The following is a 14,097-nucleotide window of genomic DNA, read 5'->3' as shown; positions in this document are numbered from 1 at the left end:
GTTTTTTTGGGGGGGGGTGGGCGGGGGGGGGGTGTGGGGGGGTTTCCCTCCTGCAAAAAAAACAGAAAGCAGCCAAAACCCCCGGTCGTGTTTTTGTTTCGCCCCCCGGGTGGCCCCCAGGACCCAATCCGCATTGCCGCCCACCGACCACCCAGGAATCGGCTCGGCGACGCACTCTTCCGGGAGCCGGTCGGGCCGCCCCGGCCGAGACGGGCTGCGGGCTGCGGGCTGCGGCCCCGGCGGTGTGCCGGGGCCGCAGTCGGCTCGGGTTCGGTGCCGCGGGGGCGTCAGTCGCGGGCAGTGAAGGCGTAGAGGTTGCCGTCCCAGGCACCGATCAGCAGCGTGTTACCGGTGACGGTCGGGGTCGACAGAATGGGAGCGCCGAGATCCAGGTCCTGGAGCTTGGCGCCGGTGGTCTTGTCCAGACCGTACAGATGGCCGTCGGTTCCGCCGATCCACAGCGTATTGCCGCTGATGGTCGGCGAGCCGACGAAGGCCCTGCCGCTCTGGAAGTCCCAGAGCTTGGTGCCGGTGGCGGCGTCGAAGGCGCTTACGCGGCCGTTGGTGAAGCCGGCGTAGACGGTGTGGCCGTCGACCGCCGCGGAGCCACCGGGCTGGGCGGCGTCATCCTTGGAGACGCCGGTGCTGTGGTAGCGCCACAGCTCCTTGCCGGTGGTGGTGTCCCGGGCCAGGAGGGAGTTGCTCATGTCGGTGGTGAACACCCGTCCGTCGGCCACCACGGGAGTGGAGTGGTGGACGCCGCCGACGGCTCCGGCGGAGACGAGCTGCTTACCGGTGGTGGCGTCGTAGATGCGCAGACCACCGCGGCTGTCGTGGACGTAGACCTTGCCGTCGACCACGGTGGGGGTGCTGCTGGCCCACCAGCCGCTGTCCACCGGGGAGTTCCACAGCTGCTTACCGGTGGCGGTGTCGACGGCGACGAGGTGGCTGCCCGTGGTGGTGTAGCCGAAGTAGTAGACGGTGGAGCCGGAGACGGTCGCGCCGCCGTAGGCGTAGCCGTCGTAGCGGCCGGTCTCCGAGGAACCGGGGAGGGTGTAGCTCCACTTCTTCGCGCCGGTCGCCGCGTCCAGCGCGGTCAGGGTGCCACGCATCTCGGTCACATAGACCGTCCCGTCGTGCACGACAGGCGTGGACTGGACCAGGCTGTCGGTGGCGAAGTGCCACTTGGTCCGGCCGGTGGCGACGTCGACGGCGTCCACGCCGTTGCCCTTGGACCCGTCGGTGTCCCAGGTGCCGATGTAGGCGGTGCCGTTCGCGACCACCGGGGAGGACATGCCGATGGTGGCGCCGCTGCGGTGGGTCCAGGCGTTGGTGAGGCTGCCGGAGCCGAGGCTCCCGGGCTGCACTCCGATGTGCAGGGCGTCGCCGTGGAACTCGGGTACGTCCACGCCCGGGCGCACCTGTTCGGCCTTCTTCACGACGGTGAAGCGGCTCGTGGTGGACCAGCTGTGGCCCGCGTCGTCGAACGCGGTGACCTTGGCCGTGTGGTCGCCGAGTGCCAGGTGGCGGGTGTCCCACGGCGCCGACCACGAGAACTTGCCGGTGCGGCGCAGCTTCTTGGCCTCGTCGCCGTCGATGCGGACCTCGACCCGCACCACATGGCTGGAGGTGTTGTAGGCGTCCACCTGGAACTCGGCGCGGCCCTGGCCGACCTGGGAGCCGGGCGCAGGCGAGGTGGCCGCGATCGTGTGCTCCTGGTTGAACATCCGGAACTCGGCCTTGAGCTCACCGTCGTGCAGGGTGACCTCGCGGAAGCCGATGGGCGAGTGGTCGTCGTTGTAGGTTGCCGAGGCCGTGTTGTACTCCACCGCGCCGTCCAGCAGGTGGGGGTCGGTGAAGTTGGTGTGCATGTGGCCGTTGAAGATGGCCTTGACGTCGTAGCCCTTGAGCAGTCCGAGCACGGCGTTGATCTGCCCGGTGGAGCCGCCGGGGAAGGGGGTGTCCAGCGGCTCATGGGTGTTGACCACGATCTGCTTGTCGGTGCCGTCGGCGTTCTTGCCGTTCAGCTCCAGGTCCTGCTTCAACCAGGCGAGCTGCACCGGGTCGCCGAGGCCGCCGTTGTTCTCGAGCTGGATGAAGTGGGTGTTGCCGTAGTCGAAGGAGTACCAGGAAGGCCCGAGCAGCGAGCGGTAGTTGCCGACGCCGCTGTCCCCGCCGCCGTGGTCGTGGTTGCCCGTCAGCGGCCAGATCGGAAGCTTGGAGTTCGCTGACCCCTTGAGCCATGCCTGCCAGTGGGAGGGCGCACCGTCACCGCTGAGGTCTCCGGTGGCCAGGACGAAGGCCGGCTTGGTGGGCAGTGCGGCCATGTCGTCCAGCTGCTTGGCGAGCTTGCCCGGGGTGACGCCGTCACCGTCCGCAGGTGCCTCCGGACCGTCGGGACTGGTCACGTGGGTGTCCGTGATCTGGGTGAAGGTGAAGTCGGGCCGCTCGCTGGCCTTGTCGTGCCGCAGATCGAAGTTCTGCGTGATGGTGCTGTCGGCCTCCGGCGAGCCGAGGTCGCGGTAGAAGCGCGGAACCCGGTTGCTGCCGGGGGTGGCCGAGTAGCCGCGCGGCATGGTGATGTTGACGATCGTGCGGGTCCACTGGTTGAGGTCGGCGGAGAGCACGTAGTGGCCGTCGCTGTCGGTACGGACGACGGTCGCGCCGTCCGAGACGGACACACCGGCCAGCCCCGGCTCGTTCTTGTCCTGGCTGCCGTCGCCGTTCTTGTCGTCGAAGACGGTGCCCTGGACAGTGGCATGGCGCGGGGGGCGAGGGGCGATGTCGAAGTTCACCGGCGCGGCGAGTGACTGGTAGCCGTCGTTGGCCAGCAGGTACGCGGAGTAGGAGCCGGCCGGCAGGCCCGAGGTGTCCAGGGTCGCGGTGCCGCTGGCGTTCGGGACGTAGACCCAGGTGAGCGAGGCCCCGTCGCCGGGCTTGCGGCCCGCCGGGTAGATGCCGATCCAGTTCGTGGCGCTGGGAGCGTCGGTGGTGTAGCTGAACTTGAGCTGCTGACCGACCTGGGGCTGCTGGGTGACCAGGGTGAGGGTGGATGCGCTCACGGCCGACTGGGGGCTGCTGGTCGGTGCGGCGAACGAGACCGGCGCGCCCACCACAGCGAGAACAACGGCGCAGGACCCAGCCACTACTGCGGATCGGATACGGGAAGAAGGCACGCTGCACTCCTTGCAATAGAGGGAGTTGTCCGGACAACTCTGCTAACCGCAGGAGATCCATGGCAGGTGTCTGGTAGGTGTTGCAGCGGCATACCACGCACGATGATTGCGTGTCTCCATAAGACGGCATTTCGAGCTGAGCGCAGCGGGCGGCAGAGTCAGCACATCCGAACCTGTCCGGCTCGTACCCACGATTCCGGGACTGAATGCCGGCCAGCACCGTGGCGGCGTACCGCAGTTGCGGCCGGGCGTACATCCGGTGGAGGGCGTCCGGGTCCGCCGGCATCTCGTAGTGGATGCCGCGCACGGGCTGTACCACAGGCGCCCGGCCGATCTGGCAGTGGAGGGCCGACGGTGTTCATCGGTCTGCTCGTGCGGCGGTTTGCGGGCCGGGCTGCGGGGCGAGGTCGGGACCTGACGCGTCCTCGCATGAATTCCCCGGGACCGTTCGATGAAGATCGCCCTCTCTGTGATCCGAAACTTGTCCAGTCAAGCTAGCCTCCTGGCCCATGAGATTCCTCCGCAGAGCAGCAGGGATTGGCCTGACACTGCTCTTTTCCATCCTGGGCTTCTGTGCGCAGCCCGCCGCCGCGCATGTGTCGCCGCAGCACGGCGAAATCGTCATCTTCACCAAGAACGACGTCACCAGCGGGCGACTGATAGTCCACCGTGACGTGGTGTCACCGCAGGACGCGGGCGTCTGGGCCTCGCGCCTGCTGAGCACGTCGAGCTGCCCCGCCACCGGCTCCGGCGTGGCCGGAGACTCCGGCGGCGTCCCCGGCGGCGTCGTGGTCGAGCTCGCGTGGAACTGCCACGTCGACAAGCTCGACCTGAGCGCCATGCTGAAGCAGGGCGGGCTGACCCAGGTCGTCGCCGAGTTCGACGGCACCACCGTCAACGCCAACGCGGCCACCCCCGTTGTCGACGCATCGGGTGCCCACGCGCTCCCCACCTTCCCGTGGGCAGTGGTGGCGCTCGGCATCGCGCTGGCCGCCGCGCTGCTGCTCGCGGTGTGGCAGATCCGCACCGGGCGCCTCCAGCTCGCCCAGCTGGCCGCCAAGGTCGGCGCCAACCGCAAGCGGGTCAAGGTGGCCACCGTCGGTGTGATGGCGCTGTCCTGCCTGGCTCCCCAGGTGGCCGCGGCGGCGCCGCTCCTCGAGGAGGCAGCGGCGACCGCCAACACGGTCACCGTCGCGGGCACGGTCTTCGAGGACACCAACGGCAACGGCAAGCGCGACGCCGGCGAGGCTCCGATGCCCGGCGTCGACGTCACCGACGGCGCCGTCTGGACCACAACCGGCCCCGACGGCTCGTACAGCCTGCAGATGGACCCGACCCGCCGGGAGACCGACCTCATCAACATCGTCTCTCCGAACGGCTACACCCCCGCACTGCGCGAGGACTACATCCCGCAGTTCTTCCACAAGGTCCCGGAGGAGGGCGGCTCCGGCATCGACTTCGCCCTCGTCAAGGACAAGAACGCCGCCAACCCCACCGAAAAGTGGGTGATGAACTCCGACATCGAGGTCAGCAACACCACGGACGGCGCCGCCGAGAGCGCGTCGAAGTGGTGGCCCAAGCAGGTCGAGGCGATGTCCGAGGTCGACGGCGCCACCATGACGATCACGACCGGTGACAACACCGTGACCGACTACGCGGCGGAGCCGCGGCGTCAGCGCGGCTACGACATCCTGCGCAAGGGCCTGACCGAGGGCAAGCTCGGCATGCCCTTCTACCCCGTGGTCGGCAACCACGACGTCGGCGGCACCGCCACCTCCGAGGGCTATGGCGGCAGCATGGAGTACTACCGCCGCAACCTCGGCCCGGAGTGGTACAGCTTCGACCGCAACGGCCGTCACATCGTCGTCCTTGAGGACAACTACGACTCCAGTGGCCTGAAGCCGCAGCTGGAGTGGCTGCGCGAGGACCTCAAGCGCCACGCCGTCGGCAAGCAGGTGCTGGTCTTCGCACACCGCTCGCTGTTCACCCAGTGGGGTCCGGGGGCCGGCATGCAGCCGACCGTCGACGAGCTGTCGAAGTACGACGTGCGGATGTTCGCCGCAGGCCACAACCAGCAGGCCGAGTACCGCCGTGGTGCCTTCAACCGCTCGGTTGAGATCAACAACCAGGGCGAGTACGGCATCGACGGTGCCCGCGCGGACTTCAAGATCCTCGACTTCAAGGGCATCTACGATGACCCGAGCACGAAGCGCAACGAGGACACCGGCTATGTGATGGGCACCCACCGCCAGTTCGACGTCCGCAACGCGGTCGGGCTGGTCAGCCCCGCCCAGGGCAGTGTGCACGGCAACAGCGCCGGAATCCCGATCGAGCTGTACACCGAGGACGCCGGTCGCACGCCGGACACGGCCTCGCTGACCATCCGCGACTCCCGCGGCCACGTCCGCTGGCACAAGGAGCGGATGAAGTTCGGTACCAAGGTCCGCAAGACCGGTATCGAGAACTGCTACACGGCCCCCGGCGGCACCCCGGAGCCCTGCCCGGCCGCCCGGACCTCCTGGACCCGGATCAGCAGCAACCTCCCCGGCATGCAGCCGGACACCTACACGGCCGAGATGACCGCGGTCGACACCCGCGGCAAGGCGTGGCCCACCGTCACCAACACCTTCACGGTGGTGCCCGAAGGCAAGATCGCCAAGCCGAAGACCGGCCAGGACTGGCTGCGTCAGGGTCGCGACGAGGCGGGTCGCTCCGCCGGCGCCGACGACCCGGGCGCCGAGCTCGACCTGCAGTGGGCGGCCAACACCGGCGAGCAGTTCAACCTCAACGGTTCGGTCGTCGTGGACGGCAAGGTGATCGTCTCCTCCCGGGCGTTCGACTCGCCGCACCACATGATGCTGGCCTACGACATCAAGTCCGGCCGCGAGATCTGGCGCACCTACCTGGACGGTGACGCCGAGTCGGCGCCGACCTACCACGACGGCAAGGTCTACCTGACCACCGCCGTCGGCCGGATCTACGCTCTGGACGCCGAGGACGGCCACGTCGTCTGGCAGAAGATCGAGGACGAGAAGCAGTACGGCGACACCGTCCGCCGGTACGGCCGGGCCGGTGGTCCGGTCACCGTCTTCGACCTGAACGCCGAGCCGCGCACCGTCGCCGTCTACCAGAACTGGAGCAAGGTCGAGTGCCGTGACGCCAAGACCGGCGACCTGCTGGGCAGCTTCAACGGCGCGACGAGCTGGGGCCAGTTCCACAGCACGGCGGTCCGCGAGCCCGGCTCCGACATCGCCTACCTGCACACCGGTTCCAGCAACACGGTGGTCGCCATGGACCTCGTCGGCTGCCGCCAGCTGTGGGCGAAGGACACCAACGGCGACATCGCCAGCCACTCCTCCCCGGCCCTGACCGACCCGGCCAACGGGGACCCGCAGCTGGTGACGATGACGAACAGCGGCGTCCGCGGGCACGACCTCAGCACCGGTGCGGTGCTGTGGCAGTCCCCGCTGGGCGGCGGCAGCGGCTGCGGCGAGAGCGGCCCCGCCCCGCTGACCAGCCCGGCGATCTGGGGCACCACCGCCTACATCGCCGGCCGCGACGGCGTCATCCGCGCCTACGACACCAGCGCGGCCGACCCGTCCAAGCCGATCTGGGAGACGAAGGTCGGCTACCAGCCCGGCAGGACCCCCGTGGGGTGCAGCGGGGACCTCAACTCGCCCGCGATGCACGCCCTGGTCACCAAGGACCTGGTGTACGCGGGCACCCGCGACGGCCGCCTGGTCGTCCTGGACCGCGCCACCGGCAAGCTGCTGTCCGAGTACAACCTCGGCGCCGCCGTGACCTCGGCGCTCTCCGTCAGCGGTGACTACGTCTTCGCCCTCACCGACGACGGCACGCTCCACGCACTGGCCGCCCGCCACCTGCGCGAGCACTGATCGACCGTCCGCGAGTTGCCTCCCCCGCCAGGGGAGGCAACTCGCGGCGCTCCACTCCCGACGGGACCACCACTGTGCACATCCTCCGCACCCTCCGCACCCACGCCGCCCGTTTCCTCCTGATCGGCCTGGCCGCCGCAGCGGCGTTGCTCGGCACCACAGGCACGGCCGAGGCGCACCCCTTCGGCGCACCACCGGTCGCCCAGGTCAGGGCCGAAGGCCGAACCGTCGAGATCACCTGGTCGGCCCAGCAGAACGACCTGGACGTCCTGCACCAGGCGGCCAAGGGGGACGACGCGACCTACCTCGGCTCGCACATCACCGTGCGCCAGGACGGGCGCGAGTGCCGACTGGGAGCCGTGGACACCGCGCAGATCGCGAGCAAGGGCGCCCTGATCCATTACACCTGCCCGCACGCCGTGGACACGGTCGCTGTGACCATCACCGCGCTGACCGACGTCAACCCGACCTATCGCACGATCTCCGTGACACAGAAGGGTGGCGGCGGCCTGCACACGGCGAGCGACCCCACCCGTACCCTCGCCCTCGGCGGAGCCGGCAACTCCACCGCCACCGCATCCACGGGTCCGGCGACCGTGTGGACCACAGACCTTGCCGCACTACTGGACCACGGTGTCGTCCTGCCACTGGCCCTTCTCGTCTCGGCAGCGGTGGGCGCATTCCACGCCTGCGCCCCCGGCCACGGGAAGTCGCTCGCGGCCGGGTACCTCGTAGGCGGCCAGGGCAAGGCGCGGGACGCGGTGTGGCTCGGCGCCATCGTGGCCCTCATGCACACCGCATCGGTCGCCGTACTCGCCGTGGCCTTCTGGCTCGCCGCCCAGCACGCACCGGACGTCGCCGCGGTCACGAACTGGCTGCAGCTGGTCGCGGCCCTGGTCGTGGTCGCCGTGGGCATCGGTCTGCTCCGACGCCACCTGACCAACCGCAAGCACGGTCACAGCCATGGTCACCACCACGGGCATGACCACGAACACGGGCATGGCCACGAACACCACCACGGCCACAGTCACCACATCCCGACGTCCAAGTCCCTGCTCACCTGGCGCGGCATCCTGCTGCTCGGCACATCCGGCGGCCTGCTCCCCTCCCCGTCGGCGTTCCTCGTCCTCCTCAGCGGACTGCTGACCGGCCGGGTCGGCGCGGCGATCGCGATGGTGGCGGCGTTCGGTGCCGGCATGGCGCTGACCCTGACCGGCGTCGGCCTTGCGGTACTACGCGGTCGCGACGCGTTCCTCGCCCGAGCCACGACCTCGCCCGCGCTGCGCACCTGGAGCACCCGCGTCCCGATCGTCGCCGCCTGGGCCGTCGTCATCGGCGGCACCGTGGCGTCAGCCGTAGCCGCCGGCCGCCTCCTCGCCACCTGATCCGGGACAAGGGTCGCGACGCCCGCCGACCTGCCCGCCATTACCTCCTGCCCGGCCCCGCAAGGGGCTCCCGGCCTCCGGAGCCGGGTATGAGTGACCGTGGTTGCAAGGCCGGGGCCGCTCTGTCGAGCGGAGGACGGCCTTCAGGCGGGGGCGGGCGGACTCCGCGCTCACGGGGTACCGGGGCGCAGCTGCCCGGCCAGGCCCTGCACAGGACATCGCGCTTATACGCTGCGTGCCCATTCGGCCTCATCTGCGTTGCCGGGTATGCGGACGTTTGACACGATAGGTCGGAAGGTGAGGAACACGGCAGCGCACTGCCGTCCGCCTCGCCAGCCTTTCGGAAGGAGCGATCATGGCTGTGAAGGCCGACGGAAGACGCTCCGGCGCTACGAAGCCGGCGACGCATCCCGTCCAGGACGTTTTGGCGCACCCCATGCAGACCATGACGGCGGTCGTGGACAGAGTCCCGGGTGTCGAGGTGGTCAAGGATGTCTTCGACGGCGTACTGGACTCCGTCGGAGTTGTCTCGCCGCAAGCCCGGCGGGTCACGGCGTACGCCGGAGCCGGTCTGCTCGGTGCGGCGGGGTTGATCGAGTGGCCGGTGGCGGTCGCAGGCGCCGCGGTGGTGTGGCTGACCCAGCCGCGCCCTGAGGACGTGACCGAGGAGCCGGCAGGTGCCGGTCACGGGATGCGGGCCAAACAGGCGGCCCGGTCGGCCAAGGCGTCGACCGTTTCGACAGCTTCGCGGAAGCCCAAGACACCGACGAAGGCTTCGCCCAAGACGTCGGCGAAGACGACCAGCGCGAAAGGGAAGGCGAAGGCCGGCGCGTCCGGGCAGCCCAGCAGCGCGCGAAAGCCTGCGGCAGCCGGGCGAAAGAAGAGCTGAACACCCTCGGCGTGCTTGATCGCCCGCTGCCCGTCGTCGGGTGGCAGGTTCGCTCACCCTCGGGCTCGAAGCCCAGTTCCCACACAACGACCTGACGACGAGTCCGTGAAGGTGAGAGATGCTGTCGCGCTTGCTTCCTCTGCGTCCCTTTGTAGAGCTGAGCGGCGCTCTGGCAGCCGCCCCGGCCCAGGCGACTCGCCGAATGACACCGTCGGCGTCGGGGCTCACCGAGATCGTCAGCGCCGGTGTGCGGAGTACGGTGCGCGGCGCGGCGGGCGTGTCGAGGGCTGGGCTGCTGCTCGGCAGAGCTGCCCGAAATGCGATGGCTCCTCAGGTCGGGTACTGGCACGCCGCATCGCGTATGCACCTCGCCCTGCACCACTCCCCGGATTCTCCGGTCAAGTCTGTGGCGCGTCTTGAGGACGCGGCCACGAAGGTTGCTTCCGAGCTGTGCGAGCACGCCGACGTGGTGAGCGCCTATTGGGATGGGGGGCTGACGCGGCTCGTCGTGCAGCTCACCGAGGACACGGCCGATGAGACTGTGGCGGACGCGGCGGCCGAATTGGCCGCCGGGCACGGTCTGGAGCAGGTCGGTGAGGCGACGCTGGCCCATGCACATCCGGGCGCTTCCGGCGGCGTACGCGCGAGCTTGGTCGGCCTGGCGTGCGACGCCGTTGGGATCGCCGCCGCGCTGGCCGCGCGGAGCGCTCGCGTGCGGCAGGCGCCCCAGGCGGTAACGGCCGTGGTGACGCTGCTGCGGGAGGACTCGCGGGTGCGGGTCCTACTGCAGCGCCCGCTGGGCACCGACGGTGCCGATCTGCTGCTCGCCGCGGCGTATGCGGCGGCCAACGGCGTCGGTCAGTCGCCCACACCACTGCTGCTCGACGCGGCACTGCGGACCACCCAACTGGTGGCGGACCTGGCTCGCCTCGCCGCGTTCGACGCGGTGCACGACGCGCTCTGCGAACCGAGTCGGCTGACAGTCGCCGGGAACAACACCGACCGGCCGCCCCTGCGGGTCTGCCCGGGGGAGGAGTACGCCGACGCCGCGGTCAACGGCATGTTGGCCGGGGCGGCGACGACATTCTTGTTCACCCGTGACATGGGCAAAGCTGCCGAGGCCGTACTTGCCGGAACCCCCAAGGCGGCGAGGTACGGCCCGGCCGGCTTCACCGCGGCGCTGAGCACCCTACTGGCCCGCGAGGACGCCCTGGTCCGCGACGCCGAGCGGCTGCGTCGGCTCGAACTCGTGGACACCGTGGTGCTGCACCCGGAAGCGCTGCACCGCTACCGGCTGTGTGTGCTGGAGGTCCACCCGAGCGCCGACGACTGGGACCAGCACCAGCTCTGGCAGGCCGCCACCAGAGCTCTCCAGGGGGCCTCGTGGGATGTCTCGTGGGCGAACGACGAGGCAGCCGGTATGGCGGGGGAGGCGTACCTCGGCCTACGCCCGGTACCCGGCGGTCCGCCGGCGGAGACGGGCATGATGATCGCCTCGGTGGGCGACCGGGACGTCGGCACCGTGCTGGTCGGCTGGGAGACCGACCCGATGGCCGAGGCCGCGCTGGACGCGGCGCGGCGCGCAGGCCTGCACGTCGTGGTCGTGGAGCACGAGTCGCTGAACGAGTTCGGGGTACTGGCCGATGAACTCGCCCCCGCCGACCGGCCGTTCGCCGAGGTGGTCCGCGCCCTGCAGGACGAGGGGCGGACGGTGCTGACGGTGGCGCGCGTCCCGCACGAATACGCCTCGGGCCGATCCTTGTCGTCGGGGCCGGTCAGACAGCGGTTGTCCGCCCGCGGCCGGGACGTGACCGAAGGGCTCCTCGCCGGCGACATCGCCGTCGCGATCACCGACAAGCGCAGCGCCGTCGTCTGGGGTGCGGACGTGATGTGCGTGCGCGGGCTGGCGGGTGTGTGGCGGCTGCTGTGCGCGGTCCCGGCGGCACGGACGGTCGGCAGCCATGCCAAGTTCTTCACCGAGGCAGGCTCAGCATTGTCCGCACTACTGGTGCTCAGCAGAGGAACGCGCACCGGCCAGCCGCCCTTTCCTCTCAAAGTGCGGCTCAGCCCGGTCAACATCGCCGTCGCCGCGGCGCTGGTCTGGGGCTGGTGGGCCGCGCTGGGCGCTGCCGTGCACGCCACTCCGCACCCCAGGCCGCGGGTGCCCTGGCACGCGCTGGAGCCGAGAGAGGTGCTGGCCCGGCTGGCCAGGGCGCCACGCTCCGCACCCACCGCCCTGATGAGGCTGCGCACCGACGCGAGCCGCGTCGCGCGTGCCGCCGCGGCAAATCCGTACGTCTCCCCGTTCATCTCCCCGGTGCGCTGGGGTCTCCGTCTGCCGATCGCCACATGGGCCGAACTCGACGACCCGCTGACGCCGGTCCTGATGGTCGGTGCCACCGCATCGGCTCTGTTGGGCTCCGGGGTGGACGCATTCCTGGTCACCAGTGCCGTGACGGTCAACGCCCTGGTCGGCGGTTTCCAGCGGCTGCGCGCGGAGCGCGCCCTCTCGGCCCTCGTCACCAGCCAGCGGCACACAGCCAGACGCTTGGCCGGGCCGGACGACGAGCAACCGTCCGTCGTGGAGGCGGAGCGCCTGGTGCCGGGTGAGGTGATCGAGCTGCACACCAACGACGTGGTGCCGGCCGACGCCCGGTTACTGATGGTCGACGGTCTGGAGGTGGATGAGTCCGCGCTCACCGGCGAGTCCCTGCCGACCCGCAAGCAGCTGGCGGCGAGGCCGCAGGCAGCCGTTGCCGACCGCAGCTGCATGGTCTTCCAGAGCACCACCGTCGTAGCCGGCCGGGCCAGGGCGGTCGTGGTGGCAACCGGCTCCCAGACCGAGGCCGGCCGCGCCGCCGCGCTCGCCGCCCGCGTCCCCACCTCGGCCGGAGCCCAGGCACGACTGCACGAACTGACCCGCAAGGTGCTGCCCCTCACCCTCGTCGGCGGTGCGGCCGTGGCCGGACTGTCCCTGCTGCGCGGGCGTCCGATGCGCACCGCCCTCCGAGGCGGACTGGCGGTCGCCGTCGCGGCCGTTCCCGAGGGTATGCCGCTGGTGGCGACGGTGGCGCAGTTGGCTGCGGCGCGGCGGTTGAGCCGGCTCGGCATCCTCGTACGCACCCCTCGCAGTCTGGAAGCGCTGGGGCGTATGGACACCCTCTGCTTCGACAAGACCGGCACACTGACCGAGAACAGCCTGAAGGTCGTCCAGCTCGCCACCGCCTCGGGAACCGAGCACCAGCCGGCCGCCCCTGAGGCGGCTTTGATCCTGCGCCTGGCTGCGCGTGCCTGCCCCCGCCCCGCCCAGGAGAGCGGCGCACACGCCCACGCCACCGACGCGGCCGTCTTGGCCGCAGCCCCGCACGACTCGGGCTGGACCGCCCTCGCGGGACGGCCCTTCGAGGCCAGCCGCGGCTACGCCGCAGCCGTGGGCAGCGACCGCGACGGCGCCCACCTGATGGTCGTCAAAGGGGCCCCGGAAGTCGTGCTGTCCAGTTGCCCCGAGGCGGGTCCGGAAGCCCTCGATGCGGCACTCAGGCTCGCCGCACGAGGCCTGCGGCTCCTGGCTGTCGCCCAGCGCCGGCTGTCCCCGGACGACGGGACGGATGAGCCGCTGGACAAGCCCCTCGAACTCCTGGAGTTCATGGGGTTCGTGGCACTGGCCGACACACCCCGTCCCAGCTCTGCACCGCTGGTCGCGGGGCTGCACGACATCGGCGTACGGCCTGTCATGCTCACCGGCGACCATCCCCGGACCGCCCAATCGGTGGCCCTCGCCCTGGGATGGCCGGCGGGCGTCACGGTCGTCACCGGCGACGAACTCGCCACACTCGACCGGGCCGGACAGATCAGGCTCCTGAAGGACTGCGGCGTGGTCGCCAGAGTCGCACCGGAGCAGAAACTCCAAGTCATCGAGGCACTTCGAAACGCGGGTCGAGTCGTCGGCATGGTCGGCGACGGCGCGAACGACGCCGCCGCCATCCGCGCCGCCGACATCGGTGTCGGCATCGCCGCCCGGGGATCCGCGGCCGCCCGCAACGCGGCGGACCTGGTGATCACCACCGACGAACTCTCTGTCCTCATCGACGCCATCGGCGAAGGCCGGGCCCTGTGGCACAGCGTCGCCGACGCGATCAGCATCCTGCTCGGCGGCAACGCCGGAGAGGTCGGCTTCTCCGTCCTCGGCACTCTGCTCGCCGGCGCCTCGCCGCTGTCCACCCGCCAATTGCTACTGGTCAACCTGCTCACCGACATGTTCCCCGCGATGGCCGTCGCCGTGACCCCCCAGGACACTCGGCCAGGCAGGCAATCCGTGGGCCTGGCCGCTCTTCAGTCCCCCCTGAACCGCCAGATCCGGCAACGCGGCGTGGTCACCGGCATCGGCGCCACCTGCGCCTGGCTGATCGGCCACCTCACACCGGGTACGGCCCGGCGCACCAGCACAATGGCCCTGTGCGGCGTGGTCGGCGCCCAGCTCACACAGATCCTCCTCGGCCGCCGGCGCAGCCCGCTGATCCTGGCCACCGTCCTCGGCACCGCCGCGTTCCTCGTCGCGCTCGTCCAGACCCCCGTGGTCAGCCACTTCTTCGATTGCACCCCGCTGGGCCCGTTCGCCTGGACGGGAGTCGCTCTCGCGGTGGCAACCGCGGCCCTCTCGCCCCGCGTGCTGCCACACACCGAGCGCCTCTTGACGGAACTCGGCGCGCGGCTGGGGCCCTTGAAGCGGTTCGCCCCTGTGCCGGGATGAC

General features: G+C 70.5%; 5 protein-coding genes. 4 read left to right on the top strand and 1 reads right to left on the bottom strand.

Annotated features, from left to right (window positions below; translation table 11 throughout):
• Positions 1 to 287: 287 nt before the first annotated feature.
• Entirely contained in the window at positions 288 to 3,176 is a 2,889-nt protein-coding gene (locus ACZ7L9_RS23775) for an outer membrane protein assembly factor BamB family protein (RefSeq protein ID WP_471417848.1), read from the bottom strand.
• A gap of 509 nt (positions 3,177 to 3,685) precedes the next feature.
• On the opposite strand from ACZ7L9_RS23775, the gene ACZ7L9_RS23770 reads away from it, so the two are divergent.
• The 4 genes from ACZ7L9_RS23770 (at position 3,686) to ACZ7L9_RS23755 (ending at position 14,096) form a co-directional block, all read left to right on the top strand.
• Entirely contained in the window at positions 3,686 to 7,072 is a 3,387-nt protein-coding gene (locus tag ACZ7L9_RS23770) for an outer membrane protein assembly factor BamB family protein (RefSeq protein ID WP_471417846.1), read from the top strand.
• Positions 7,073 to 7,146: 74 nt separating this feature from the next.
• Complete coding sequence (locus tag ACZ7L9_RS23765) at positions 7,147 to 8,457, top strand: hypothetical protein (protein WP_471417844.1); 1,311 nt, start codon at positions 7,147 to 7,149, stop codon at positions 8,455 to 8,457.
• A gap of 355 nt (positions 8,458 to 8,812) precedes the next feature.
• Positions 8,813 to 9,346, top strand: coding sequence for a hypothetical protein (locus ACZ7L9_RS23760; protein WP_471417842.1), 534 nt, complete (start codon positions 8,813 to 8,815; stop codon positions 9,344 to 9,346).
• Positions 9,347 to 9,464: 118 nt separating this feature from the next.
• Positions 9,465 to 14,096, top strand: a complete 4,632-nt coding sequence (locus ACZ7L9_RS23755) for an HAD-IC family P-type ATPase (protein WP_471417840.1) — start codon at positions 9,465 to 9,467, stop codon at positions 14,094 to 14,096.
• The last annotated feature ends 1 nt before the right edge of the window (position 14,097 follow it).

It is taken from the genome of Streptomyces sp. NPDC111516 (assembly GCF_055635345.1).
This window is presented reverse-complemented; position numbering and strand designations above follow the sequence as displayed.

Excerpts from the sequence above, each read along its gene's own strand:
- ACZ7L9_RS23770 (WP_471417846.1), top strand. The coding sequence starts at position 3,686 with ATGAGATTCCTCCGCAGAGCAGCAGGGATTGGCCTGACACTGCTCTTT.
- ACZ7L9_RS23760 (WP_471417842.1), top strand. The coding sequence starts at position 8,813 with ATGGCTGTGAAGGCCGACGGAAGACGCTCCGGCGCTACGAAGCCGGCG.
- ACZ7L9_RS23755 (WP_471417840.1), top strand. The coding sequence starts at position 9,465 with ATGCTGTCGCGCTTGCTTCCTCTGCGTCCCTTTGTAGAGCTGAGCGGC.